Here is a 24,235-nt window from a genome sequence, read left to right as displayed (position 1 = left end):
CGCGGTTCCCCGCGGCCTACTTCCCGAGCACGGAGGCCAGGGCGACGACGAGGAACATCAGCACGAGCACACCGGCCATGATCCGGTTGCGGGTCTTCGGGTCCACGCCACCGAGCCTAACCGGCACCGCCGAGCGCCCAGCGCCCGACCGCCTCGTAACGGGGCTGCTCACCCGGCACTCCCGACACCGGCAGCCGGCTGCGCACCAGCGCCAGCTCCTCCACGGTCCAGGTCCGGCCGCCGAACGCCGCCAGGGCGTCCACGTAGGGCCGCACGTCCCTCGCCTCCCGGCTGCGCGCCACAGTCAGGTGGGCCTTGTACCGCCGGTGCTCCCCCATCGGCACTCCCGCCTTCCGCGCCGCCGCCTCGGCCCGTTCGGCCAGCAGGCGCAGGGCGGCCACATCCTCCCCGGCCCCGGCCCACAGGGCCCTGCCGTGCCCGAACTGGCCCCCGCCCCGCACGGCCAGCGGGAAGGGGGCGGTCCGCTGCGCGGCCCGCTCCAGCCGGGCCGACAGCTCCGGCACGAGCGCGTCGTCGACCTCGCCGTAGAAGGCGAGGGTGAAGTGCCAGCCGGGGCGGCCGGTCCAGCGCATCCGGTCGGCACCGGGGAGGCGCCGCAACCCGTCGACCACGGAACCCAGTTCACGCACCACGTCGTCGGGAGGCAGCACGGCCGCGAAGAGTCTCATGGGTCCACGATGGCACCCGGGCCCGCGGACCCGGGCGTGTCCCGGTCACCGTGCGTATCGTTGTACCGCGCGGCCGGTCCGACCACGGGTGCGGCCGGGGAGGAGCGCCACGATGACCGTCCTTGACGACAGGATCGAGATGGCCGACAGCAGCGGCGAACTCACCCTCGACATGATGTTCGAGTGGGTGGAGACGATGCCCGTCCCCGAGGGTTACAAGGTCGAGATCGTCGGGGGGAACATCTTCATGGCGCCTCAGCGGGACACCCACTGGGACATCATCGCGGACATCTACGACCAGCTGCGGACGACGTATCCGCGCAGGCGCGTGAAGTCCGACGTCCGGGTCGACTACCCGGGTCACCTCAACGGCTTCGCCTCGGACGTGACCCTGATGGCGGAGGGCGCGGCGAAGAACGGCAAAGGGCTGTGGCGTTACGAGGACGTCGAGTTCGTCGCCGAGGTGATCTCGCGGAAGACCGCGGCGAACGACTACGGGCCGAAGAAGGACGCCTACGCGGCGGCCGGCGTGCCGGTGTACCTGATCGTGGACCCGTACACCGGCCGCTGGCATCTGCACACCAAGCCCAAGGACGGCGAGTACCGGGGCGAGCTGAGTCTCGACTTCGGGGACGAGATCGACCTGACGGGCACCGTGGTCGGGCTCGTGCTGGAGACCGGCGAGTTCCCCCGGGACTGACCAGCCCTACGCCGCCGGGGCCAGCTCCTCCCGCCGCTCCCGGGGGACGAAGCGGACCGTCGGGTGGCCGCGGTGCCAGCCGACCGACAGGCGGAGGTCGCCGACGCGGGCCAGGACCAGGCCGATGACGGCCGCGGCGAGGGCGGCCACCGCGCCTCCGGCCGCCAGGCCGACCCGGGCACCGTAGGTGTCGGTGACCCAGCCGACGATCGGGGCGCCGACCGGGGAACCGCCGAGGAAGATCATCATGTAGAGGGCCATCACCCGGCCGCGCATGGCCGGGTCGGTGGACATCTGGATCGCGGTGTTCGTCGTGACGTTGACCGTCATGCCGAACAGCCCCAGCGGGACCATGAGCAGGGCGAACATCCACAGCGCCGGGGTCGTCGCCGCGAGCATCTCCAGCGCGCCGAAGGCCATCGCGGCCACGATCAGCAGCCGCAGCCGGGCCGTGCCCCGCCGGGCCGCGAGCAGGGCGCCCACGACCGAGCCGACGGCCATCAGCGTGTTGAACATGCTGTAGGCGCCCGCGCCGGCGTGGAAGACGTCGTCCGCGAAGGCGGAGAGGTAGACGGGGAAGTTGAAGGCGAACGTGCCGACGAAGCCGACCAGGACGATCGGCCAGATCAGCTCCGGCCGGCCGGTGACGTAGCGGACGCCCTCCCGCAGCTGTCCCTTGCCGCGCGGGGCGCGCTCGGCGACGTGCAGGTCGCGGGCGCGCATCAGCAGCAGCCCGGCGAGGGGCGCCACGAAGGACAGGCCGTTGAACAGGAAGGCGTACCCGGTGCCGACGCCGGTGATCAGCAGGCCCGCCACGGCGGGGCCGACCAGGCGGGCGGACTGGAAGTTCGCCGAGTTCAGGCTGACGGCGTTCTGCAACTGGCCGGGGCCGACCAGCTCGGAGACGAAGGACTGCCGGGCGGGGTTGTCGACGACCGTGGCCAGGCCGACCGCGAAGGCGGCGAGGTACACGTGCCACACCTGGACGTGGCCGGTGAGGGTGAGGACGGCCAGGGCGATCGCCGTGAGCCCCATCGCCGTCTGGGTGACGAGCAGCGTGGGCCGCTTGCGCAGCCGGTCGACGAGGACGCCGCCGTACAGGCCGAAGAGCAGCATCGGCAGGAACTGCAGCGCGGTCGTGATGCCGACCGCGGCGGAGGAGCCGGTGAGGCTGAGCACCAGCCAGTCCTGGGCGATGCGCTGCATCCAGGTGCCGATGTTGGAGACGACCTGCCCCAGGAAGAACAGGCGGTAGTTGCGCACCTGGAGGGAGGAGAACATCGAGGACGTGCGGGCGGGCCGGGAGACGGGGGATCGGCGTGCGGGCGGGGAGTCGTGGGGTTCAGGTGCGGGGGCGGAAGGTGTTCCGGGTCCCGAACTCAAAAGGTTCGCCTCCTTGGCGCATACGGCTTACAGGTGCGCGAGCTTCTCCAGCACGGGGGCGGCGGCGCGCAGTTTCGCCCACTCGTCCTCGTCGAGGTTCTCCGCGAGCGAGGCCAGGAACGCGTTGCGCTTGGCGCGGCTCTCCGCGAGCATCGCCTCGGCCTGCTCGGTGCGGGTGACGACCTTCTGGCGCCGGTCCTCGGGGTGCGGCTCCAGCCGGACCAGGCCCTTGGCCTCCAGCAGCGCCACGATGCGGGTCATCGACGGCGGCTGGACGTGCTCCTTGCGGGCGAGCTCGCCCGGCGTCGCCCGGCCGCACAGGGACAGGGTGCCCAGCACCGACATCTCGGTGGGGCTGAGCGACTCGTCGACCCGCTGGTGCTTGAGACGACGGGACAGCCGCATCACGGCGGAGCGGAGGGAGTTCACGGCGGCTACGTCGTCGCCATGGCTGAGGTCCGGCATGTTCGTTAGTCTAACTCATTACTCTCGCTAAGGACCACCGGTAACACACCTCTCCGGCCGTGACCCCCGCCACTGCCCCGCGAGATCACTCGTTCGAGTGACGCGGGGGCGGAACGGGACACACCGCCCCGAACGGTGCCGCGACCCTCATGGGCATGGGGACCAGCGTGCTCAGCCTGCGAATAGACCACGACCTGCTCGAACGGCTCCGGCACCATGCCGCGAAAAGGGGAATGAGCGTCCAGGACTATGTCGTCCGGACGCTCATTCGGGATGACTTCGACCAGCGGTTCCAGGCCGCGGTCGAGGAGACGGAGCGGTTCTACGGTTCACCCGGCTCCGAGGACGGCGATCAGGTCAGGCCCAGCGCCGGCATCAGGTAGTAGAAGGCGAAGACCGCCGCCACCGCGTACATGGCCGCCGGCACCTCACGGCCCCGGCCCACCGCGAGCCGCAGGACCACGAAGGTGATGAAGCCCATGCCGATGCCGTTGGTGATCGAGTAGGTGAACGGCATCATCACCATCGTCACGAAGGCCGGTGCGGCGATCGTGTAGTCCGCCCAGTCGATCTCCTTCACCGACCCGGCCAGGATCAGGAAGCCCACCGCGACCAGGGCGGGGGTGGCCGCCTGCGACGGGACCATCGTGGCGACCGGCGTCAGGAACAGCGCGACGGCGAACAGGGAGCCGGTGACGACGTTGGCCAGGCCCGTCCGGGCACCTTCGCCGACCCCGGCCGTGGACTCGACGAAGGCGGTCGTCGCCGAGGAGGAGCTGGCACCGCCCGCGGCGACCGCGAGACCGTCGACGAACAGCACCTTGTTGATGCCGGGCATCTGCCCCTCGCCGTCGGTCAGCTTCGCCTCGTCGGAGACGCCCATGATCGTGCCCATCGCGTCGAAGAAGCACGACAGCAGCACCGTGAAGACGAACAGCACACCGGTCAGCACACCGACCTTGTCGAAGCCGCCGAACAGGCTGACCTGGCCGATCAGCCCGAAATCGGGGCTGGCGACGGGGTTGCCGGGCCACTTGGGCGTGGTCAGGCCCCAGCTCGGCACCTTCGCGACCGCGTTGATGACGACCGCGAGGACCGTCATGGCGACGATCGAGATCAGGATCGCGCCCGAGACCTTGCGCACGATCAGCGCCAGGGTCAGCAGGACGCCCAGCACGAAGACCAGGACGGGCCACCCCTCCAGGTGCCCGGTGGCGCCCAGCTGCAGCGGGACGGTGGTCTGGGCGGCGTCGGGGATCCGGGAGACGAAGCCCGCGTCCACCAGGCCGATCAGCAGGATGAACAGGCCGATACCGATGGAGATCGCCTTGCGCAGCCCGTGCGGGACGGCGTTCATCACGCGCTCGCGCAGACCCGTGGCGACCAGCAGCATCACGACGAAGCCGGCCAGGACGACCATGCCCATCGCGTCCGGCCAGGACATGCGCGGGGCGAGCTGGAGGGCGACGACCGAGTTCACGCCGAGACCGGCGGCGAGCGCGATCGGGACGTTGCCGACGACACCCATGAGCAGCGTGGTGAACGCGGCGGTCAGGGCCGTGGCGGTGACCAGCTGGCCGTTGTCCAGCTGGTGGCCGTACATGTCCTTCGCGCTGCCGAGGATGATCGGGTTCAGCACGATGATGTAGGCCATCGCGAAGAAGGTGGCGAGACCGCCGCGGACCTCGCGGGGCAGGGTGCTGCCCCGCTCGGAGATCCGGAAGAAGCGGTCGAGTGCGCCGTACGTGGGCCCGGCTCCCGGCTGCTGATCAGGGGCGGGGACCTTGGCGGGAGCCGAGGAGGACATGTATTTGGTGTTTCCTACGAAGAGAAGTGGTCAAACGCAAACCGTTTCAGTATGAACATATGAGGCCCGGGTCGGCCATCTCCGCGCGTAGACCTGATCGCCTCGTAAGCTGTCCCCCATGGCGAAGTGGACCCCCCGACACGAGGCGCCGGAGCCCCTGGAGGGGCCCGTGGTCGCCACCATCACCGGCGGCACGATCCTGTGGTTCGTCCTCTTCCTGGTGCAGCTCCCCTTCTACGGCTGGTTCGACGACCACGGCCACACCTGGTGGGTGTGGACCTGCCTGGCCGGCGGCGGGCTCGGCCTCATCGGCATCTGGTACGTCCGCAGGCGGGACGCCGCCATCAAGCGGTCGGCGTCCGGCGGGCAGGCCCCGGCGCCCCCGGCCGGATAGCGCCGTCCCGCCCCGCTCCCCGGGGAGACACTCCCCCGGCTCGTCCCTACGCTCGAAGGAGGCGGCCGGGTGCGCCCGGGACCGTCGGTGCGACACCGCCGCCCGACCGGTGAGGAGCGCAGCCATGACCACGCAGAACAGCACGGCCGACGTCGACCGGGCACTGAAGGCCAAGCACCGCGCGATGTGGGCCCAGGGCGACTACCCCTCCCTGGCCGCCGAGGTCATTCCCGAACTGGGGGCGATCCTGGTCGAGGCGTGCGGGGTGGGTCCCGGGCAGCGGGTACTGGACGTCGGGGCCGGGTCCGGCAACGCCGCGATCCCGGCGGCCCTGGCCGGCGCGGACGTCGTCGCCTCCGACCTGACCCCCGAGCTCTTCGAGGCCGGACGGCTCGCGGCCGAGAGGCAGGGCGCGCGGCTCACCTGGCAGGAGGCCGACGCCGAGGCCCTGCCGTTCCGCGACGCCGCGTTCGACACCGTGCTGTCCTGCGTCGGCGTGATGTTCGCCCCGCATCACGAGCGGGCCGCCGGCGAACTCGTCCGGGTCTGCCGCCCCGGCGGCACCATCGGCGTGCTGAGCTGGACACCTCAGGGGTTCATCGGGCGGATGTTCGCCGCGATGAAGCCCTACGCGCCGCCGCCCCCGCCCGGCGCGCAGCCGCCCCCGCTGTGGGGCGACGAGGAGCATGTGCGCAGCCTCCTCGGCGACCGGGTCACGGACGTGCGCGCCGAGCGCCGGACGGTCCGGGTCGACCGCTTCGCCACACCGGAGGCCTTCCGCGACTACTTCAAGGAGCGCTACGGCCCCACCATCACCGTCTACAAGAACCTCGCCGGCGAGCCCGGCCGCGCCGCCGCCCTCGACCGGGACCTGGTCGCCCTGGCCCGCGACGGCGGCCTCGCGGCGGGGCAGGACGGGACGCCTCTGGAGTGGGAGTACCTGCTGCTCACCGCCCGCCGGGCCGGCTGACACCCGGCGGCGGCACCGCGGTCGGACGGGGTGCAACTGCCGTACGACCACGGCACGAAGCCGGTCCTTCCCAGGTCGGATCTTCGCCGCATTCGGCGGGTGAAGCGACACGACCGCACGTACCGTCGAAGGCATGACGCATCTCGACGCGGGTGCCCGGACCGGCTCCGCACCGCCGGGGACGATCACCTCACGCGAGACGGGGCTGACCGGCGCCCAGGTCGCCGAGCGGGTGCGGCGCGGGCAGGTCAACGACGTGCCGGTGCGCAGCAGCCGGTCGGTCGCCGAGATCGTCCGGGCGAACGTCTTCACCCGCTTCAACGCGATCATCGGCGTGCTGTGGCTGATCATGCTGGTCGTCGCACCGATCCAGGACAGCCTGTTCGGGTTCGTGATCCTCGCCAACACCGGCATCGGCATCGTGCAGGAGTGGCGGGCGAAGAAGACCCTGGACTCGCTCGCGGTGATCGGTGAGGTGCGCCCGACCGTGCGCCGCGACGGGGCCGCCGCGCAGGTCCACACCTCCGAGATCGTCCTGGACGACCTGATCGAGATCGGCCCGGGCGACAAGGTCGTCGTGGACGGGGTGTGCGCCGAGGCCGACGGGCTGGAGATCGACGAGTCGCTGCTCACCGGCGAGGCCGACCCGGTCGTCAAGCAGCCCGGCGACCCGGTGATGTCCGGCAGTTTCGTGGTGGCGGGCGGCGGGGCGTTCCAGGCCACGAAGGTCGGCCGGGAGGCGTACGCGGCGCAGCTCGCCGAGGAGGCCTCCCGGTTCACGCTCGTCCAGTCCGAGCTGCGCTCGGGCATCTCCACGATCCTGAAGTACGTCACCTGGATGATGGTCCCGACCGCGATCGGCCTGATCGTCAGCCAGCTGTTCGTGAAGGAGAACGCCTTCGACGACTCCGTCGCCCGCACGGTCGGCGGCATCGTCCCGATGGTCCCCGAGGGTCTGGTCCTGCTCACCTCGGTCGCCTTCGCCATCGGCGTGATCCGGCTGGGCCGCAAGCAGTGCCTGGTCCAGGAGCTGCCCGCGATCGAGGGTCTGGCCCGGGTCGACACCGTCTGCCTGGACAAGACCGGCACCCTCACCGAGGGCGGCATGGACGTCACGGGGATGCACCCGCTCCGGGGCGCGGACGAGACGCACGTGCGGAAGGTGCTCGGCGCCCTCGGCGCGTCGGACCCGCGGCCCAACGCCTCGCTGAAGGCGATCATCGACGCGTACCCGGCCGTGGCGGACTGGCCCTGCACCGAGGCGCTGCCGTTCTCCTCGGCCCGCAAGTACAGCGGTGCCGCCTTCGACGAGGGCGGCGGGCGGACCTCGCGGTGGCTGCTGGGCGCGCCGGACGTGCTGCTGGCGGACGACGACGAGGCGCTCGCGGAGACCGGCCGGCTCAACGAGCAGGGCCTGCGGGTGCTGCTGCTCGTCCGGGTCGCCCGGGACCTCGGCGATCCCCGGGTGACCGAGGGCGCCGAGCCCACCGCCCTGGTCGTGCTGGAGCAGCGGCTGCGGCCGGACGCGGCCGACACCCTGCGCTACTTCGCCGACCAGGACGTACGGGCCAAGGTCATCTCGGGCGACAACGCGGTCTCGGTCGGCGCGGTCGCCGCCAAGCTGGGGCTGTCCGGGACCACCGTGGACGCGCGGCGGCTGCCCGACGACCAGGACGGCATGGCGGACGCGGTCGACGACGGCACGGTGTTCGGCCGGGTCACCCCGCAGCAGAAGCGGAACATGGTCGGGGCGTTGCAGTCGCGCGGGCACACCGTCGCGATGACGGGCGACGGCGTCAACGACGTGCTCGCCCTCAAGGACGCCGACATCGGTGTGGCGATGGGCTCCGGCTCGGAGGCGACCCGGGCGGTCGCGCAGATCGTGCTGCTCAACAACAGCTTCGCGACCCTGCCGTCGGTGGTCGCCGAGGGCCGCCGGGTGATCGGCAACATCACGCGCGTGGCGACGCTGTTCCTCGTCAAGACGGTGTACTCGGTACTGCTGGCCGTCCTGGTGGTGTGCTCGCAGGTGGAGTACCCGTTCCTGCCCCGCCATCTGACCCTGCTGTCGACGCTGACGATCGGCGTCCCGGCGTTCTTCCTGGCGCTCGCGCCCAACAAGGAGCGCGCGAGGCCGCACTTCGTCCGGCGGGTCATGCGGTACGCGATCCCCGGCGGGGTGGTCGCGGCGGTGGCCACCTTCGCCACGTACCTCCTCGCCCGGGGGCACTACGCGGGGCCGGGCGCGCTGGACGCGGAGACCAGCGCGGCGACGCTGACACTGTTCCTCGTGTCGATGTGGGTGCTGGCGATCATCGCCCGGCCCTACACCTGGTGGCGGATCGCGCTGGTCGCCGCGATGGGCGGGGCGTTCCTGCTGGTGCTGGTGGTCCCGTGGTTGCAGCACTTCTTCGCGCTGAAGCTGGTGGGGATGACGATGCCGTGGACCGCCGTCGGCATCGCGGCGGTGGCGGCGGCCGCCCTGGAGCTGTTGTGGAGAGGGGTGGACCGCCGCTTCCCCGCGTGAGTCAGACCGAGCGTGAGTGGCTCAGTCGAACCACCGGTCACGAGCCAGTTCCTCGGTGCGGGACGGGTCCTCCAGGAGGGCTGCCACCTCGAAGCGGCGGGGCCACTGGCCCGCCGCCCAGGCGAGTCCGGCGGCGACGCCCTCCAGGGTGGCCGCGTGCAGCACACCGTCGTCGGTCAGCCGCCAGTCGATCTCCACCCCGTCCACGACGAGTTCCTCGTGCTCGACGTAGGACGCCGGGGTCCGCGCCCCGAGCAGCGTCCGCACCGCCTCCGGCACCTCGTGCCCGGTGCCCTCGGAGGTGACCTCGCCGGTGACGGACTCGCTGAGCCGCCGCACCTGGAACAGCTCGGCCAGCTCCGCGGCCCGGGCCGGGCGTACCGGCAGCAGGGGCACACCCCGGGTGAACGGCAGCAGGTCGGGCGAGTCGCAGACCACCGCGTCGGCCGCGTCCACGACCTCCACCCGGCCGTCGACGACCGCGCGCAGATCGTCCGGCAGGGTCACCTGGTCCGGGTCCAGGTCGGCCAGCGCCCCGTACAGCGCGTGCAGTTGCGCGGCCGTCACCTCCCGCTCCGGGTCGGCCAGCCGGTCGAGCAGTTCGGCGGCGCCGCCGGGCTCGTCCAGCAGCGCGGCGACGGACGTGCGCACGCCCAGCGCCCGCAGCACCTGCTCGTCGTCGAAGCCGGTGGCGTCGGCCTCGTCGTACAGGCCCCGCAGCAGCCGGTCCCCTCCGGCCGAGCGCAGGCCCGCCGGGCGGCGGCCGTCCAGCACGGGGTTCCCGCGCAGCCACCAGGCGGTGTACGGCCGGACGACCTCGTGCGTCCCGTCGTGCAGCAGGATCCGCACGGGCTGCACCAGGGCGTCCCGCAGCGGCGGCCGGGACAGCAGCGCCAGCGCCTGCGGCCACTTGTCCTCGTCGACCAGGTCCAGGTCCCGCACCGCGACGATCTCGGTCGCCACCGGCGGCACCGGGCTGTCGGGGAACCGGTCGAGCACGTCCTCGCACCACACGTCGACGGCGTCCAGCAGACCCGGATCGTCCGGCTCCGCGAAGTCGCCCTCGCGCGGCTCCAGTTCGTCCGGGTCGAGGACGACGTCGGTGGCGCGCACCAGCGCGAAGTCCACCAGCACCCCGCACGCGGCCAGCGGCTGCTCCCCCCAGCGCGACGCCAGCTCCGCGTCCACGAAGGCCAGTTCGCCCTCCCGCATGACCCCGGCGAACGGCCCGCCCGGGTAGACCAGTTCGCACGCCGGGGCCGGTTCGCCGTCCTCGTCGGGCAGGGCGAGCGCGCCGAGCCAGGGCTCCTCGCCGGGCTCCAGACCGGCGTCCCGGACCAGGCCCAGCACGGTGTCGGCCAGCTCCTCGGCGTCGAGGACGTCGTCCTCCCAGTTCAGCCCGCCCTCGTCGTCCAGGGAGGCGGCGACGGCGGTCCTCACCTGCGGGGTGGTGAGGACGGCCCGCGGGGTGGCGGGCAAGGCCCCCAGCTTCTCCAGGATCGGATGGACGGCGTCCGGGTGGGCGACCTTCAGCCCCAGCCGGGCCAGGACCTCCGGGTCGATGCGGGCGGTCTCCGGCCCGGGCAGCAGCACCTGCCGCGGCCCGATCGTCGTACGCCCCGCTCCGCCGCCGGACGTCTCGGGCCCGCCCCCGGCCAGCGGCACGGGCAGTCCCGACAGCCGGTCCGGGTCGACCCCGGCGAGACTGTCGTAGAGCCGCCGCCACCAGCCCGGCTCCTTCTCCAGCCCGGCCAGCCGGTCGATCGCGTCGGTCAGGGGGACCCGGGCGACACCGAGGGTGCGCAGCTCGGGGCGGCGCTCCAGTCCGGCGGGCAGCAGCGTGGGCAGCACCTCGGCGAGGACCCGCACGGCGTCCGCGCCCGCGCCCTCGACGAGTTCGGCGTCCCGCGGCCGCAGGGACTCGGGCAGGTCGTCGTCCTCCTCCGGCGGGAGCGCGGGCGGGAGGAACGCGGTGCGCGGCAGCCGCTGGAGGACCGCGTGCCGCAGGGCGCCGTCCAGTTCGCCCTTGCCGAGCGGGCCGGGCACCAGGTCGATGATGCCGGTGGACACCGGGCGCCAGGCGGCGAGGAGTGCGGCGTAGGCGTCGGCGGCACGCTCGACCAGGAAGTCGGTCAGCGGGCCCGGGGCGGCGTGGCGGCGCGTGGAGTCCAGCGGGAAGGACGCGATGAGCAGCGCGGGGACACCGAGCGGCTCGTCGCTGGGCGTGGGGGCGTGCACCACGGGGCTGGTGCGCGGCCGGGCCGGGCCGCCGTCGCCGTCCACGGGCACGGCCCAGGTGACCGACCAGTGCGGCCGCAGCCGTTCCTCGACGGGCCGGTCGGCGAGCAGGCCCGGGTCGAGGGGGCCGTGGGCGGCGGCGATGCGCCAGTGGGTGACGCCGTCGCGGGAGTCGTCGACGACGGTGAAGGGACCGTCGGTGCGGCGGGTGAGGGTGCGCGGGCTCTCGTCGCCGATCTCGACGACGACCTCCTCCAGCCCGGGCAGGGCGAGCAGCAGCGCGTCGTCGACGGACCGCAGCAGCCGCTCGGCGAGATCGGCGGCGGCCGCGTCGCGCAGCGGCAGGATGACGGCCGTGTCGTACGGGGCGGGCGCGGTGCCCTCGGCGGCGAACGGCAGCCGCAGCAGCGGGACGTGGCCGTCGCGCCGGCGCACCTCGTCACCGAGACCGGGGCTGTGCCGTGCGGTGTCGGCGGCCAGGTCCCTGGCCTCGGCGAGGGACCAGCGCACCCCGCCGTGCCGGCCGACGACGGCGGGCTCGTCGGTGACGGACAGCACGGCGGCGAAGCCGACGCCGAACCGCCCGACGGAGGGCGTGTCGCGTTTCGCGGACGCCCGCAGCGTGGACAGCGACTCGACACCGGCCGCGTCCAGCGGGGCACCGGTGTTGGCGGCGACGAGCACCCCGTCGCGCAGCGTCAGCCGCAGCCGCCCGGCGGCCCCGGAGCGGGCCGCGGCGTCGGCGGCGTTCTGGGCCAGTTCGACGACGAGCCGGTCCCGGTAGCCGCCCAGGACCAGGTCCTCCTCGGCGTTGGCGTCCTCACGGAACCGGGCCGGGCTGGTGGCCCAGGCGTCGAGGACACCGCGCCGCAGCCGGGCCGTGCCGAAGGGGTCGGCACCCTCGGCGGCGGGGCGCACGAACTTGCTGCTCACGTTGACTCTCCTCATCGGCCCTGATCGGCGTGAGGTCGAAGGTACCGCTCCCCGGCGGGGCGGCGAGACGGCCGTGAGCGGCGCGGGCCCGGTGCGCCGGGCGTCAGACCCGGGAGGCGTACGGCACGAACGCCGCCCAGGTGCCCGGGGTGAAGCCGATGCGGGGGCCGTCGGCGTCCTTGGAGTCGCGGACGAGGACGGCGCCGGGGGTGAGGGCGAGTTCGACGCACGACTCACCGTTGTTGCCACTGCTGTAGCTGCTCTTGAACCACGCCGGCTCGCCCCCGGCGGTGATCTCGCGGATCATCTTTCTCCCAGCAGTTGCTCGATGAGGGTCAGCGACTCCCGCGGCGAGAGCGCCTGGGCTCGGATCGTCCCATACTGCAGTTCAAGGATGCGCAGGTGTTTGAGGTCGGACGTCGGCCGCCCGTTGAACTCACCGTCGGCCCGGCCCACCGCCGTACCGTCCGCGAACTTCAGCAGCTCGATCGTGCCGTCGGTCCCGGAGTGGGTCTCGCAGTTCATCGGCATCACCTGCAACACGACGTTGTGCAACCTCCCCACCTCCAACAGGCGTTCGAGCTGCCGACGCCACACCATTGTGCCTCCGATGGGCCGACGCACGACCCCCTCTTCCAGGACGAAGCTGAGGGCCGGCGCCGGATCACGCTCGAAGACGGAACGCCGTGCGATACGCGCAGCCACCATGCGCTCCACGTCGTCAGGAGAGTAGGGCGGCTGTGCCGCGCCGATGACAGCCCGCGCGTGTTCGGGCGTCTGCAACAAGCCGTTGATGCTGTTGGACTGGTACACCGCGATCTCGGCCGCTCGCGCTTCCAGTTTCCCCAGCGCACGAACCTTCTGCGGATACCGGACCTTCTTCACGTCCTCCCAGGCCGCCGCGAGGAGTCCACCCGCGTCCAGGACCTCGTCCGCCCGGTCGAGGAACTCCTGGCGGGGGATCCGCTTGCCGCCCTCGATCTTGTAGACCATGTCCTCGCCGTAGCCGACCGCCCGGCCGAACTCGGCGGCCCGCATCCCCGCCGCCTCGCGCCGCAGCTTGAGCTGCCTGCCGACGGTGGTGATGACCGCGACACCCCACTCGTCGTCCGGGTCCACCTCCCAACCCGGCTCGTCCGCCTCGCTCTTGAGCCGACCCGTCCCCGCCTCGACCGCCGTCATGCCGCACCTCTCCCTCGGAACGAACACCCGAAGTGACCATAGACGCACAGCGGGTGACGGCACGCCGGTTGCCGGAACCCGCATTCCCGGGCTCCGGTGCCGTCGGTGCTCTCCAGAGAAAAGAACCGCGGGAGAAAGGACCCCGCCAAGCCCCACCCTTTCCCGCCCGGCGGCGCGCGCTCACTCGGGCGGGTGAACATCACCGGCTGAGCTGGATTTTCGGGGGCCCGGCACCTCTACGCTCAGCGCACACAACCGAAAAAGACTTCGGCCCCCGCCGGGACGGCAATCCCAGTGCGAGGGCCTGACCACCAAGGAAGAACAGCCCCTTCCCGATGGATACCCAAAACCCTAGCGCGCCCTCGCGCGCCCGGTCAGCCGCCGACCGCAATTCGACCCGTTCGCGTCACCGCTCGGGCGGCGTCGTCCACGAGAACACCCGCCACACCACCCGCTTCGTGGTGATCGGCAACCACCTCGCCCAGCACGAGGAGTTGTCGCTCCTCGCGATCGGCCTGGGCTGCCACATCCAGTCGCTGCCCGCCGGGACGCCCGTGGACATCAAGAGCCTCGCCGCGCGGTTCACGGAGGGCACCACGCGGATCGCCGGCGCCCTGCGCGAACTGGAAGCCCACGGCTACCTCCGGCGTGAACGCGTCCGCACCCCCACCGGCCGTATCGTCACCCGGACCATCTCCTGCAACCAACCGGGCCACCGGCGAGGGCCGGCCGACTCCGACTGCCCCGACCCGCGGCCCCGGCCGGAACCGGCACGAAGGCCCCGGCCCCCCAAGGCCCTCCCCGCCGTCCCCCGGCCGACCCCCGCCGCAGCCACCGCGCTGCACCAGCAGGCGACCGATCTCCTCACCGGCCTGCGCCGGTCCGACCCCCGCCTGCTGCTGTCCGCGACGGACACCGCGCATCTGGCCCCCGGCGTGGCGGCCTGGCTGGAGCGCGACGTCGCACCCGCCGCCGTACGCCACGCCCTGACCACCGGTCTCCCCGACGGGCCCCTGCGCCGCCCCGCGGCGCTGCTCGCCCACCGCCTCACGGCCCGGCTGCCGGACCCGCCCCCGTACGCCGCCCCGATCCCCCCACCCGCGCCACGCCACCCGCTGCGCTCCTGCGAGACCTGCGACCGCGCCTTCCGCGCCCCGGCGACCGAGAGCCACTGCCGCCGCTGCCTCACGCACCTGGGGCTCTGAGAGGAGGCCGGCGCACCACCGCCGGCCCCCGGGGCACGCTACGAGTGGCCGAGGTCGGCCGAGGTGTCGTCGTCCGTGACCGGCACCGAGCCGGAGTCCGGGGCCGGGCGGAGCGGGAAGGGGTCCACGCGCGTCTCGTCCACGACCGGCGGGGCCGGCTGCGGCGGGCGGGGCATGACGGCCGCCTCGGAGTGGCCGCCGCAGCCGTAGGCCAGGGAGACCAGCCGGCCGTCGGCCGGGGAGAACTCGTTGGCGCAGGCGCCGAAGGCCTGGCCGAGGGAGCCGCCGATCGGGACCAGGAAGCCGCAGCTGACACAGGACGCGGGGGCCGACTGGGCCATGGGGGTCTTGGCGCCGAACGCCTCCTCCCAGCGGTCGGCCGCGGTGTGCAGCCCGTAGCGGGACAGCACCCGGGCGCGGCGCATGCCCAGCTCCTCCGCGACGGCGGCGATGGAGCCGCGCGACGGGGTGAGCGGGAGGCGGGCGGGGCCGTCCCCGGTGACGTCGGCGTCCTCCGCCTCCACCAGGTCGGCCATCTCGTGGGAGACCGCGGAGTTGGGCGGCGGCTCCTCCTCACCGGAGAAGCCGGGCTCCAGGCGCAGGTCCTCGGCGTCCGTGGGGAGCAGGTCGCCCGGGCCCATGTCGCCCGGCCGCAGCCGCTCGCTCCACGGCACCCACTCGGGCGCCAGCACCGCGTCCGGCCCGGGCAGCAGGACCGCCTCGTCGACCGTGACCACCTTCGCACGGGACGCGCGGGCCACGGTCACGGCCCAGCGCCAGCCCCGGTAGCCCAGTTCCCGGCACGCGAAGAAGTGCGTGACAACGCGGTCCCCCTCGGAGACCGCCCCCACGTGCTCGCCGACGATCCCCGGCGCGGCGGCCTCCTCGGCGGCGGCGCGTGCGAGGTCGACGGCCTCGGCGCACAGGCGGTCAGGGGTGCGGCTTCGCGTTGTCGCTGCGCTCACAGGTATCGCTTCTCTCCATACGCCGTCTCACGAGTGCGCCACTCCCGGCGCGGGGACGGACGGAGCGGACCGGGGGACCGCGTCGACGTCCTTCATCCATTCTGCGGGATGGCTGAGATACGCACGCTACCCTTCCGCCCCACTTCGCGTACACCGACGGTCCTGATACCCACCGGACCGGTCATCACCGATCGCCCCCGGACAGTCACCCCAGAGGCCCTATACAAGCGGTAATGGCACTAGCCACAGCCTTATCGGGGCACTATGACGACGTGGCAGCCGCGAAGACGCCCCAGGGCGCCACCGGGACCGGTGGGTCGAAAGGGGTCAAGGGAACCAGCCGACCGCACACGCCGGGCCGTCGGGGCCCCTTCCGCGCGTTCGGGCGCGCCCTGCACTTCCCGTTCACCGGAACCGCCCGCGGCATCCGCAAGGCCACCCACGCGCACGGCGCCGGCGAGTCCGGCCTCGGCAAGCTGATCGAACTGCACGCGGTCAACGGCGCCGGCGACGTCATGATCACCGTGGCCCTCGCCTCCACGGTGTTCTTCTCCGTGCCGACCGACGAGGCGCGCGGGCGCGTCGCGCTCTACCTCGCCATCACGATGGCGCCCTTCACCCTCCTCGCCCCCGTCATCGGCCCCCTCCTCGACCGCATCCCGCACGGCCGCCGCGCCGCGATGGCCGGGGCGATGTTCGCCCGGGCGCTGCTCGCGCTCGTGCTGTCCGGCGCCGTCGCCAGCGGCAGCCTGCAGCTCTACCCGGCGGCGCTCGGCGTCCTCGTCGCCTCGAAGGCGTACGGCGTGGTCAGAAGCGCCGTGGTGCCGCGACTGCTGCCCCCGCGCTTCTCCCTGGTCAAGGCCAACTCGCGGGTCACCCTGGGCGGCCTCCTCGCCACCGGCATCGCCGCCCCCATCGGCGCGGGGCTCCAGCAGATCGGCCCGCGCTGGCCGCTCTACGGCGCCTTCCTGATCTTCATCGCGGGAACGTTCCTGTCGTTCACCCTGCCGCCGAAGGTCGACTCCGCCAAGGGCGAGGACCGCGCCCTGCTGGCCGCGGACGAGCAGCACCTGCACGGGCCCCACCGCCGGCCGGTCAAACGCCCCGGGCTGCGGACGGTCGGGCCGGCCGTCACCCACGCCCTGGCCGTCAACGCCTCCATCCGCTGCCTCACCGGCTTCCTGATCTTCTTCCTCGCGTTCCTGCTGCGCGAGCACCCGATCTCCGGCCAGAGCGCCGCCGTGTCCCTGGGGATAGTGGGCGTCGCCGCGGGGGCCGGCAACGCGCTCGGCACGGCCGTCGGGGCGTGGCTGCGCTCCCGGGCCCCGGAGATCATCATCGTGACGGTCGTGGCGTGCGTGCTGGGCGCGGCGATCACGGCCGCGGTGTTCTTCGGGGCGATCCTCGTCGCCGTGCTGGCCGCGATCGCGGGCTTCGCCCAGGCACTGGCCAAGCTGTCGCTGGACGCGCTGATCCAGCGGGACGTGCCCGAGCTGGTCCGCACCTCGGCCTTCGCCCGCTCCGAGACACTGCTGCAGATGTCCTGGGTGCTGGGCGGGGCGATCGGCATCGTCATGCCGCTCAACGGCACGGCGGGGCTCGCGGTCGGCGCGGCGATCGTCGGCACCGGCTGGCTGGCGAACGCCCGCGGCCTGATCGACTCGGCCCGGCGCGGCGGCACGGGCCGGGCCCGTGTGGCCTAGGAGCCCCGGCCGGTGAGACACCACGCGGGCACCCGAGCCGGACCCGGACAAGGGGTGGCACGGGCGCGCCGGACCCCGCGTGGGCGGTGTGACCCGCGGGCCCGATAGCCTTCGCCCATGAACACGTTGCAATCCGCTGTGCGACGCCGCCGCGCCGTCGCCGCCGCCGGCGTCGTATCCGCCGGACTGCTCGTCCTGTCGGCCTGTGACAAGCCGACGTCGATGGCCACGCTGACCGTGGGCAGCGACTCGGTGAGCTCCGAGGCCACCTGCGGCGGCGAGGGCAAGTCCCTGAAGACCTCCGCGCTCAGCCAGTGCCTGAAGGACAAGGGCATCAAGAGCATCTCCGTCGACCCCGACGAGACCGTCCGGTTCGGTGTCGACCCGGAGATCGCCGACGAGGGCTGGACGATCCTGATGAACGGTCAGCCGCTGACCGAGGCCAGCAAGAAGACCTACCGCACGATCCCGGGCAGCGTGTTCTTCAACGCCCAGTACGGCGCGCAGGGCAACTCCACGCTGGTGTCCATCAAGGCCGGCGAGAAGGACACCCAGGGCCTCTGGAACTTCAAGCTCAAGAAGGACGCCTGATCGCTGCCGCCGAGCCCCACCGGGTGCTGGTCGCCACCGCGGTTCCCGTGGAGCGGGACGCGGTGGCCGCGGGCCTGCGCGGCAGCAGCAGCGGCGGCGGCACGGACGTGATCGCCGCCGGGGTCGGACCCGCGCTCGCCGCGGCCTCGACCGCCTCCGCCCTCACCACCGCCGCCCTGCGCGGCACCCCCTACGACCTCGTCGTCTCCGCCGGCATCGGCGGCGGGTTCCTGCCCGCGGCACCCCCGGGATCACTCGTGATCGCCGACGAGATCGTCGCGGCCGACCTCGGTGCGCAGACCGAGGACGGCTTCCTGTCGGTCACCGAGCTGGGCTTCGGCACGGTCCGGCACGAGCCGCCCGCCGCCCTGGTGCGCCGGGCCGCCGACGCCACCGGCGCCCCGGCCGGCGCCGTACTGACCGTGTCGACCGTGACCGGCACCGCCGCCCGGGCCGCGGCGCTGGCCGAGCGGCACCCGACCGCCCTCGCCGAGGCGATGGAGGGCTTCGGCGTCGCCGAGGCCGCCGCCGCGCAAGAAGTGCCCGTACTGGAGATCCGGGCGATCTCCAATCCCGTCGGACCGCGCGACCGCGCCGCCTGGCGTATCCCCGACGCCCTGACGGCCCTCACCGAGGCGTTCGGGAAGCTCGCGCCCGTCCTGGAGAGTTGGAACCGGCATGACCGCTGAGCAGCTGCAGATCGCGTACTCCCCCTGCCCGAACGACACCTTCGTCTTCGACGCCCTCGCCCACGGCCGCGTCCCCGGCGCCCCCGCGCTGGACGTGACCTTCGCCGACATCGACATCACCAACGGCATGGCCGAACGCGGCGAGCACGACGTGCTCAAGGTGTCGTACGCCGTCCTGCCCTACGTACTGGACGACTACGCCCTGCTGCCCTGCGGCGGCGCGCTGGGCCGCGGCTGCGGGCCGCTCGTGCTGACCCGGGAGGCGGGTGCCGACCTCACGGGGCGGACCGTCGCGGTGCCGAGCGAGACGTCGACCGCCTACCTGCTGTTCCGGCTGTGGGCCGCGGACACCCTGGACGGCGGGGTCGGCGAGATCGTCGTCATGCCGTTCCACGAGATCATGCCGGCCGTGCGCGACGGGAAGGTCGACGCGGGACTCGTGATCCACGAGGCGCGCTTCACCTACCGGAACTACGGGCTGCACAAGCTCGCCGACATGGGCGAGCACTGGGAGCGCACCACCGGCCTGCCGATCCCGCTCGGCGCGATCATCGCCAAGCGGTCGCTGGGCGAGGAGCGGCTGCGGCTGCTCGCCGACGCGGTCCGGGCCTCCGTGCGGGCCGCGTGGGACGACCCGGAGGCGTCCCGGCCGTACGTCATGGAGCACGCCCAGGAGATGGACCCGGCCGTCGCCGACCAGCACATCGGGCTGTACGTCAACGAGTTCACCGCCGACCTCGGCGAGGACGGCTACGCCGCCGTGCGCGGGCTGCTGACCCGCGCGGCGGCCGAGGGACTCGTCCCGCCCCTCGGCCCGGACGCGCTGCGGTTCCCCTGAGCCCGGTGGGCCCGCACGGCGGTCGGCCGGCCGGTCAGACGTCCAGCTGGTCGGCGACCGCGCGCAGCAGCCCGGCGATCTTCTTGCCGGCGGTCTTCTCGGGGTAGCGGCCCCGCTCCAGCATCGGCGTGATGTTCTCCAAAAGCGTGGTCAGGTCCTGGACGATCGAGGCCAGCTCGTCCGGCTTCTTGCGTGTCGCCGCCGCGACGGACGGGGTCGGGTCCAGGATCGTCAACGACAGCGCCTGGTCGCCGCGCTGCCCGGCCACGACGCCGAACTCCACGCGCTGGCCCGGCTTGAGCGTCTCGACTCCGGCGGGGAGGACCGAGGAATGGACGAAGACGTCACCGCCATCGTCACGGGAGAGAAAGCCGAAGCCCTTCTCACTGTTGAACCACTTGACCTTGCCAGTCGGCAAAGCACACGCTCCCTCGATCGGTCCCGGACGGGGCCGGACGCCACTGAACTGCCGTTGACCACCTTACTGGGGCTCTCCCCAGGGACACACGGCCTTAATCCCGCCCCGGACCCGGAGCCCCCGCCCAGGTAAGGCAGAGTCCCCGAGGGGCTGTTGGGGGGACTCGGCCAGGGTGCCGGTGCAGGGTGGCGCAGGAGTCCGGGACCCCGAGAGCCTCGGCGGCTCGGGACCGGCACGGGCACGCCCATCATCAACGTGTCAGCAAGCGAACCCCAACACCTTCCGTCGGTATCCCTCGGTGACGTTGTGACTGATCACCGTTCTTGCCATCTGGCTCTGATTTTCGGGGTGGGACAGAGCAAGCTCGTTCGCCATGGCTTGGATGTCTCCCAGGTCCATCACCATCCCTCTCCTCCTTTCGTCCGCCCCCTTGTCCCACGCCCAGATCCTCACGCCGTAGGTGCGGAGAAATTCTCTACGGTCCTCCTGATCCTTGGACTCCCAGACCTCCCCGTACTTCTTGCCCGTCACTCTCGGCGCCGGGTTGATCCTCTCCTCTTCCCACTTCGCCAGGAAAGCCACCTTCGCCGACAACCCTTTGTGCATGCGCCGGTACGACTCTTCCTGCCCCTCTGCGTCGTACTCACCTGCCAGGAAGTCGGCCTCCAGTTTTTCCAGGCGCGCCCTGGAGGACTGAAGTTCCCCGGCCTGCGAAGGTCCCTTACCGGCCCGCTCGTACATATCCCACGTACCTACGCTCCCGCGGATCTCCTGATCGACCCATGCATCGAGCACATCAGCACGGACGTAGAGACCAGTAGTGCAGTTGCCGCCCTTGAACTTGTTGGAGCAGCGGTAATACCTGTGGCCGGGAACCCTCGTGCCGTCTTTCCTGGTGTGCCCAGAGTTCAGAAGAGAAGTGACAGGAGCTCCACAGCTGCCGCAGCGAGCGATACCGGCAAGCAGACTCTTGCCACCGGTACGGCTTTCCGCCCCTACGGGCTTGGGAGTCGGTTTGATCCTGTCGACCAGGTCTGCCCATTCATCCATGGACGCCAGGGGCTTCTCAGGCAGAACAACAGGGTTCCCCTCGGCATCCAGAACAGCCTCCCCTTTGTATGTGTAGATACCGGGCACCCAAGAGGAGCGGAGAAACTTGTTGATGATGGTCGATTGCCATTGCGTTCCCTTGGTTTCCTCCCCCTTCAACTTCCTGAGGTGGTCCCCCCAGGTGAGCACGCCACGACTGTTGAAGTCTCGGGCAATCCTGTGCGTGGACTGCCCCTCACGTACACGGGTGAAAATCTCTTCCACGTAGGGGTGGAAGTCCTGATCAATCTCCAGGACCTTCCTCTTGCCTCCCTCCACGGTTTTGATGCGGTAGCCGGTAGGTGGAGCGCCCGTAAGCCATGAGCGGTTCTCCAGGCGGCTCTGGACTCCGTTGAGGATGCGCGCCTGGATGGTGTCCCACTCAGCCTCAGCGAATACGGCTGTCATACGAGCCATCATCTTGCCTTGAGGGGTGCTCAGGTCGAACCCCTCCTCCACGCAGACGATGAACTTCCCGTTTTCCTGCGCCCACTCCATCAGTTCGCTGAAGTGCACTGAGCGACGCGTCAGCCTGTCCATCCTGGCTGCGATGAGCACGTCGAACTCATCAGCCCTGGCCGTGAGCCAACGTCCGAGCCTGGGACGCTTGAAGGGGGACAAGGAGCCGGATACGTCCGTGTCCTCCGCCTCCCCCACCAGGACGCCGGACAGGTGCGGGGAGCTGACGTGGTGTCGGATCACGCCGCGCTGCCACTCGATGGACGTGGAGCCGTCCGAGTCGGCAGAGAGGCGGAGACAGGCGAGGTAGCGCAGGGCGGGCTGCATGAGGGGAGGCTAGCGAAGGGTGTGTGCCTAGGTGATCAGCTTGCGATTACCGGGAGGCACACTTCATCGCCTCGCGCTCGTCGGTACAGCCGGGTGACAACGGGGGCACCGGCTGCTCCGTCATGCTGGGAACTACCCTGGTCGGGTGCGTGACAACACCCGAACGAATTCCGCCGCTCCCGGTGACCGTCTGGTCCGTACCGGAGCCGTCGTCTTCTTCGTCGGCGCCGTGGCCACTCTGGTCACGGTCGCCCCGTTGCTCCTCGGGACGACGCCCTTTCCGACGTACATGTTCGGATTGAGCATGCTCATGGCCGTCGGTTTCCTGCTGGCCGGAGCGGGAGTGCTGCGTTCCGTGGCGGCCGGGCGGCGTCAGGCGCGCGCGGGGCGGTAGTCCGCCATCCAGCGCGGGAATTCGGTCAGGTCACCGAGCACCACGTCCGCGCCCGCCGCGCGCAGTTCCTCCGGGGAGCACGGGCCGGTGGCCACCGCGACGGAGAGCGCGCCGGCCGTGCGGGCCCCGCGGACGTCCCCGACGTGGTCGCCGACGTAGACGCCCGCCTCGTGCTCGCGCAGGGCCTCCGCCTTCTGCTCGGCCCACAGGTCGCCGATGACGGCGTCGGGTTCGATGCCCAGGTGGGCGAGGTGCAGCTTGGCGTTGGGCTCGTACTTGGCGGTGACGACGATCGCCCGTCCCCCGGCCTCACGCACGGCGTCGACGGCCTCGCGGGCGCCGGGCAGCGCGGGGGTCGCCTCGACGGCGTAGGCCGGGTACATCGCGCGGTACACGTCCGCCATGGCCGGCACCTCCTCGGCCGGGAACCAGTTGATCAGCTCCTCGGCCAGCGGCGGTCCCAGCCGGGTGACCGCGAGGTCGGCGTCGATGTACACATCCGTCCGCTCCGACAGCGCCCGGTAGCAGGCCCGGATGCCGGGCCGGGAGTCGATGAGGGTCATGTCGAGATCGAAACCGACGGTGAGCGCGGGCGAGGTGGTGTCAGCCATATGGGCCATTGTGCCCGGGCGCCGTCGACGCCGGCCGGGACCCCCTGACGGCCCGGCCCTCGCCCCTGCGGATGCCGGCCGCCGCCTGCGAACGGGTGGCGGCCCCGCGCCTACGGGCGCTGCCCCGGGGCCCCGGATATCCCGACGGCCGTCGGCCCCTGTGGGGGCGGCCGCCGCCTGCCGACGGTGGCAGCCCGGCGTCTACGGGCGCTGGCCCGGGGCCCGGAAATCCCGACGGCCGTCGGCCCCTGTGGGGGCGGCCGCCGCCTGCCGACGGTGGCAGCCCGGCGCCTACGGGCGCTGACCCGGGGCCCCGGATATCCCGACGGCCGTCGGCCCCTGCGGAGGGCGGCCGTCGCCTGCCGACGGTGGCGGGTGCTGGGCTGCGGCCAGGGTCTGCGGTCGGTGAGCAGCGGTCGGCGGGCGCGGGTGGCGGACCGTCGTCCGGGTGGGGGCGGCGGTGCTTGCGCGGTGGGGTGTCGGCCCGCCGTCGGCTATCCGCGGCGCTGGGAGCGCCAGACGAGGAACAGGGCCGAGGTGATCGCCGCCGCCCGTACCACCCACGGCCAGGTCTCCGACACCGCGTCGTTCAGGTGGCCCTCGGCGACGGGGTCGCCCCAGCGGTCGTTCATCCGGCCCCAGAGCCAGACCAGTCCCCCTGCCACGCACAGGCCGGGCAGGACGGCGACCGTCCACTTGGTCTCCGCCGGGGTGAGGCGGCGCGAGGCGTAGGCCAGGAGCCAGCCGAGGAGCAGGACGAACCAGTTGCCGAGGACGGCGCCCGTGACGAGGAGCCCGGCGGCGACCAGCAGGAAGGGGTTGCTCCAGCCCGGCGAGGGCAGGCCCGGGAAGCGGCGGCGGCCGCCGGGCTCCGGGGTCGCGGGGGCCGTCTCGACCGCCGGGGCGGTCCCGGCGGCGGGTCCGTCCGGTCCCTCGTTCTCCGGCTTGCGCTGCGGCGGCGGCTTGAGCAGGTCGGGCAGCTCCACCCCGCCCACGAACCCGGGCACCTCGTCGCCCACGCCGAACGGGCTGCTGTCCACGCGCCACCAGTCCGGCTCCACCGCGCTGCCGCCGAGTTCGTGCGCCGCGGCCAGGTGCGGCGGGGCCGCTCCCTCCGCGGGGGCCGGCCGGGCCTGTTCGGCGGCCCGGGACCGGCGGGGGCGCGGGACGATGCGCCGGACGCCTCCCTCGGGCCCCTCGTCCCGCGCCCGGGGCTCGCGCTCGCGCTGCACGGGCACGGCGGCGGGCGGCGCGGTGCCCGGCGCGGCACCGGCGGTGTCCGGGCCGCCGCCGTCGGCCGCCGCCGCCACGACCTCGTCGGGGCTGCCCAGCCGGGTCAGGATGCGGCGCACGGCGGCGGGCGAGTCGACGGTGGCCTTGGCGCGGCGCCGGTCGATCTCGTTGCGCAGGTCGGCGACCAGGCGCATCCGGGTGGCCGAGGACAACTGCTGCTGCTGGGCCACGTCGCCGACGCGGCTCAGATACTCGTAAACGACCTGGTCGCTCTCAATCCCCACGAAGTCCCCTCCGGGGCGCATCCGTTGCGTGACGCCGTCGGACGACGGTACCGCGCGGGGCGATGACCCGGCCAAATGCCCGTCCGCCGTCCGGGAGCGGGGCCCCGCACGGTCGGCCCGGGCGCCCGAGGCGACCCGCTA

The 24,235-nt window shown here is 72.5% G+C and carries 23 protein-coding genes; 11 read left to right on the top strand and 12 right to left on the bottom strand.

Going from position 1 to position 24,235, the window contains the following annotated elements:
• Nucleotides 1-116 precede the first annotated feature (116 nt).
• Nucleotides 117-689 carry an RNA 2',3'-cyclic phosphodiesterase gene (gene thpR, locus ACH4C6_RS25715; protein ID WP_398110948.1) on the bottom strand — a complete coding sequence of 191 codons (573 nt, stop codon included), beginning with the start codon at nt 687-689 and terminating at the stop codon, nt 117-119.
• 112 nt (nt 690-801) lie between these two features.
• Between thpR and ACH4C6_RS25710 the strand changes: the two genes are divergently transcribed.
• Nucleotides 802-1,389 carry a Uma2 family endonuclease gene (locus tag ACH4C6_RS25710; protein ID WP_398110947.1) on the top strand — a complete coding sequence of 196 codons (588 nt, stop codon included), beginning with the start codon at nt 802-804 and terminating at the stop codon, nt 1,387-1,389.
• Between the two features lie 6 nt (nt 1,390-1,395).
• On the opposite strand, the gene ACH4C6_RS25705 is transcribed toward ACH4C6_RS25710, so the two are convergent.
• Both ACH4C6_RS25705 and ACH4C6_RS25700 read right to left on the bottom strand, forming a co-directional pair.
• Nucleotides 1,396-2,772 carry an MFS transporter gene (locus ACH4C6_RS25705; protein ID WP_398110946.1) on the bottom strand — a complete coding sequence of 459 codons (1,377 nt, stop codon included), beginning with the start codon at nt 2,770-2,772 and terminating at the stop codon, nt 1,396-1,398.
• 27 nt (nt 2,773-2,799) lie between these two features.
• A complete protein-coding gene (locus ACH4C6_RS25700; RefSeq protein ID WP_398110945.1) occupies nt 2,800-3,237 on the bottom strand; it encodes a MarR family winged helix-turn-helix transcriptional regulator in 438 nt (145 codons plus the stop codon).
• Between the two features lie 155 nt (nt 3,238-3,392).
• Between ACH4C6_RS25700 and ACH4C6_RS25695 the strand changes: the two genes are divergently transcribed.
• Nucleotides 3,393-3,620 (top strand): ribbon-helix-helix protein, CopG family, encoded by a 228-nt coding sequence (locus tag ACH4C6_RS25695; RefSeq protein ID WP_398110944.1) that lies wholly within the window; start codon nt 3,393-3,395, stop codon nt 3,618-3,620.
• Here the strand turns inward: ACH4C6_RS25695 and ACH4C6_RS25690 are convergent.
• Complete coding sequence (locus ACH4C6_RS25690) at nt 3,590-5,044, bottom strand: NCS2 family permease (protein WP_398110943.1); 1,455 nt, start codon at nt 5,042-5,044, stop codon at nt 3,590-3,592. The genes ACH4C6_RS25695 and ACH4C6_RS25690 overlap by 31 nt on opposite strands.
• 118 nt (nt 5,045-5,162) lie before the next feature.
• Between ACH4C6_RS25690 and ACH4C6_RS25685 the strand changes: the two genes are divergently transcribed.
• From ACH4C6_RS25685 to ACH4C6_RS25675, 3 genes are all read left to right on the top strand, one after another.
• Entirely contained in the window at nt 5,163-5,438 is a 276-nt protein-coding gene (locus ACH4C6_RS25685; RefSeq protein ID WP_398110942.1) for a DUF2530 domain-containing protein, read from the top strand.
• 124 nt (nt 5,439-5,562) lie between these two features.
• Nucleotides 5,563-6,408, top strand: coding sequence for a class I SAM-dependent methyltransferase (locus ACH4C6_RS25680; RefSeq protein WP_398110941.1), 846 nt, complete (start codon nt 5,563-5,565; stop codon nt 6,406-6,408).
• A gap of 133 nt (nt 6,409-6,541) precedes the next feature.
• Nucleotides 6,542-8,935 (top strand): HAD-IC family P-type ATPase, encoded by a 2,394-nt coding sequence (locus ACH4C6_RS25675; protein WP_398110940.1) that lies wholly within the window; start codon nt 6,542-6,544, stop codon nt 8,933-8,935.
• A gap of 21 nt (nt 8,936-8,956) precedes the next feature.
• Here ACH4C6_RS25675 and ACH4C6_RS25670 read toward each other — a convergent pair whose 3' ends face one another.
• From ACH4C6_RS25670 to ACH4C6_RS25660, 3 genes are all read right to left on the bottom strand, one after another.
• Nucleotides 8,957-12,121, bottom strand: a complete 3,165-nt coding sequence (locus ACH4C6_RS25670) for a sacsin N-terminal ATP-binding-like domain-containing protein (protein ID WP_398110939.1) — start codon at nt 12,119-12,121, stop codon at nt 8,957-8,959.
• 88 nt (nt 12,122-12,209) lie between these two features.
• Entirely contained in the window at nt 12,210-12,413 is a 204-nt protein-coding gene (locus ACH4C6_RS25665) for a DUF397 domain-containing protein (protein WP_398110938.1), read from the bottom strand.
• Nucleotides 12,410-13,288, bottom strand: a complete 879-nt coding sequence (locus ACH4C6_RS25660; RefSeq protein WP_398110937.1) for a helix-turn-helix domain-containing protein — start codon at nt 13,286-13,288, stop codon at nt 12,410-12,412. The genes ACH4C6_RS25665 and ACH4C6_RS25660 overlap by 4 nt, the downstream gene beginning before the upstream one ends.
• A gap of 335 nt (nt 13,289-13,623) precedes the next feature.
• Here ACH4C6_RS25660 and ACH4C6_RS25655 point away from each other — a divergent pair, with 335 nt between their 5' ends.
• Nucleotides 13,624-14,493: a helix-turn-helix domain-containing protein gene (locus ACH4C6_RS25655; RefSeq protein ID WP_398110936.1), complete on the top strand. Its 870-nt coding sequence runs from the start codon at nt 13,624-13,626 to the stop codon at nt 14,491-14,493.
• A 38-nt stretch (nt 14,494-14,531) separates the two neighbouring features.
• Here the strand turns inward: ACH4C6_RS25655 and ACH4C6_RS25650 are convergent, their stop codons facing one another.
• Complete coding sequence (locus ACH4C6_RS25650; protein ID WP_398110935.1) at nt 14,532-15,458, bottom strand: DUF3027 domain-containing protein; 927 nt, start codon at nt 15,456-15,458, stop codon at nt 14,532-14,534.
• 272 nt (nt 15,459-15,730) lie between these two features.
• On the opposite strand from ACH4C6_RS25650, the gene ACH4C6_RS25645 reads away from it, so the two are divergent.
• From ACH4C6_RS25645 to ACH4C6_RS25630, 4 genes are all read left to right on the top strand, one after another.
• Nucleotides 15,731-17,161 carry an MFS transporter gene (locus tag ACH4C6_RS25645; RefSeq protein ID WP_398110934.1) on the top strand — a complete coding sequence of 477 codons (1,431 nt, stop codon included), beginning with the start codon at nt 15,731-15,733 and terminating at the stop codon, nt 17,159-17,161.
• Between the two features lie 117 nt (nt 17,162-17,278).
• Nucleotides 17,279-17,752, top strand: a complete 474-nt coding sequence (locus ACH4C6_RS25640) for a DUF2771 domain-containing protein (RefSeq protein ID WP_398110933.1) — start codon at nt 17,279-17,281, stop codon at nt 17,750-17,752.
• Nucleotides 17,753-17,775: 23 nt separating this feature from the next.
• Nucleotides 17,776-18,441, top strand: a complete 666-nt coding sequence (locus ACH4C6_RS25635; protein ID WP_398110932.1) for a futalosine hydrolase — start codon at nt 17,776-17,778, stop codon at nt 18,439-18,441.
• Complete coding sequence (locus ACH4C6_RS25630; protein WP_398110931.1) at nt 18,431-19,279, top strand: 1,4-dihydroxy-6-naphthoate synthase; 849 nt, start codon at nt 18,431-18,433, stop codon at nt 19,277-19,279. The genes ACH4C6_RS25635 and ACH4C6_RS25630 overlap by 11 nt, the downstream gene beginning before the upstream one ends.
• Nucleotides 19,280-19,313: 34 nt before the next feature.
• Here ACH4C6_RS25630 and ACH4C6_RS25625 read toward each other — a convergent pair whose 3' ends face one another.
• Nucleotides 19,314-19,697: a cold-shock protein gene (locus ACH4C6_RS25625; RefSeq protein ID WP_010035896.1), complete on the bottom strand. Its 384-nt coding sequence runs from the start codon at nt 19,695-19,697 to the stop codon at nt 19,314-19,316.
• 258 nt (nt 19,698-19,955) lie between these two features.
• Nucleotides 19,956-21,572, bottom strand: a complete 1,617-nt coding sequence (locus ACH4C6_RS25620) for a recombinase family protein (protein ID WP_398110930.1) — start codon at nt 21,570-21,572, stop codon at nt 19,956-19,958.
• 145 nt (nt 21,573-21,717) lie between these two features.
• Between ACH4C6_RS25620 and ACH4C6_RS25615 the strand changes: the two genes are divergently transcribed.
• Complete coding sequence (locus ACH4C6_RS25615) at nt 21,718-21,966, top strand: hypothetical protein (protein WP_398110929.1); 249 nt, start codon at nt 21,718-21,720, stop codon at nt 21,964-21,966.
• On the opposite strand, the gene ACH4C6_RS25610 is transcribed toward ACH4C6_RS25615, so the two are convergent.
• The gene (locus ACH4C6_RS25610) at nt 21,945-22,577 is read right to left on the bottom strand and encodes an HAD family hydrolase (protein WP_398110928.1); all 633 of its coding nucleotides are present in this window, start codon (nt 22,575-22,577) and stop codon (nt 21,945-21,947) included. The two genes, ACH4C6_RS25615 and ACH4C6_RS25610, sit on opposite strands and share 22 nt — an antisense overlap.
• A gap of 494 nt (nt 22,578-23,071) precedes the next feature.
• Nucleotides 23,072-24,094 carry a hypothetical protein gene (locus ACH4C6_RS25605; RefSeq protein ID WP_398110927.1) on the bottom strand — a complete coding sequence of 341 codons (1,023 nt, stop codon included), beginning with the start codon at nt 24,092-24,094 and terminating at the stop codon, nt 23,072-23,074.
• Nucleotides 24,095-24,235: the final 141 nt, after the last annotated feature.

Origin of the sequence: Streptomyces sp. NPDC017943, assembly GCF_044328425.1 — a bacterium.
GTDB lineage: Bacteria > Actinomycetota > Actinomycetes > Streptomycetales > Streptomycetaceae > Streptomyces > Streptomyces djakartensis_A.
Note: the sequence above shows the minus strand (reverse complement) of the source record. Positions and strands in the feature narration are given on the sequence as shown.

Excerpts from the sequence above, each read along its gene's own strand:
- thpR (WP_398110948.1), bottom strand. The coding sequence starts at position 689 with ATGAGACTCTTCGCGGCCGTGCTGCCTCCCGACGACGTGGTGCGTGAA.
- ACH4C6_RS25710 (WP_398110947.1), top strand. The coding sequence starts at position 802 with ATGACCGTCCTTGACGACAGGATCGAGATGGCCGACAGCAGCGGCGAA.
- ACH4C6_RS25700 (WP_398110945.1), bottom strand. The coding sequence starts at position 3,237 with ATGCCGGACCTCAGCCATGGCGACGACGTAGCCGCCGTGAACTCCCTC.
- ACH4C6_RS25695 (WP_398110944.1), top strand. The coding sequence starts at position 3,393 with ATGGGGACCAGCGTGCTCAGCCTGCGAATAGACCACGACCTGCTCGAA.
- ACH4C6_RS25690 (WP_398110943.1), bottom strand. The coding sequence starts at position 5,044 with ATGTCCTCCTCGGCTCCCGCCAAGGTCCCCGCCCCTGATCAGCAGCCG.
- ACH4C6_RS25685 (WP_398110942.1), top strand. The coding sequence starts at position 5,163 with ATGGCGAAGTGGACCCCCCGACACGAGGCGCCGGAGCCCCTGGAGGGG.
- ACH4C6_RS25680 (WP_398110941.1), top strand. The coding sequence starts at position 5,563 with ATGACCACGCAGAACAGCACGGCCGACGTCGACCGGGCACTGAAGGCC.
- ACH4C6_RS25675 (WP_398110940.1), top strand. The coding sequence starts at position 6,542 with ATGACGCATCTCGACGCGGGTGCCCGGACCGGCTCCGCACCGCCGGGG.
- ACH4C6_RS25670 (WP_398110939.1), bottom strand. The coding sequence starts at position 12,121 with ATGAGGAGAGTCAACGTGAGCAGCAAGTTCGTGCGCCCCGCCGCCGAG.
- ACH4C6_RS25665 (WP_398110938.1), bottom strand. The coding sequence starts at position 12,413 with ATGATCCGCGAGATCACCGCCGGGGGCGAGCCGGCGTGGTTCAAGAGC.
- ACH4C6_RS25660 (WP_398110937.1), bottom strand. The coding sequence starts at position 13,288 with ATGACGGCGGTCGAGGCGGGGACGGGTCGGCTCAAGAGCGAGGCGGAC.
- ACH4C6_RS25655 (WP_398110936.1), top strand. The coding sequence starts at position 13,624 with ATGGATACCCAAAACCCTAGCGCGCCCTCGCGCGCCCGGTCAGCCGCC.
- ACH4C6_RS25640 (WP_398110933.1), top strand. The coding sequence starts at position 17,279 with ATGAACACGTTGCAATCCGCTGTGCGACGCCGCCGCGCCGTCGCCGCC.
- ACH4C6_RS25630 (WP_398110931.1), top strand. The coding sequence starts at position 18,431 with ATGACCGCTGAGCAGCTGCAGATCGCGTACTCCCCCTGCCCGAACGAC.
- ACH4C6_RS25620 (WP_398110930.1), bottom strand. The coding sequence starts at position 21,572 with ATGCAGCCCGCCCTGCGCTACCTCGCCTGTCTCCGCCTCTCTGCCGAC.
- ACH4C6_RS25610 (WP_398110928.1), bottom strand. The coding sequence starts at position 22,577 with ATGGCTGACACCACCTCGCCCGCGCTCACCGTCGGTTTCGATCTCGAC.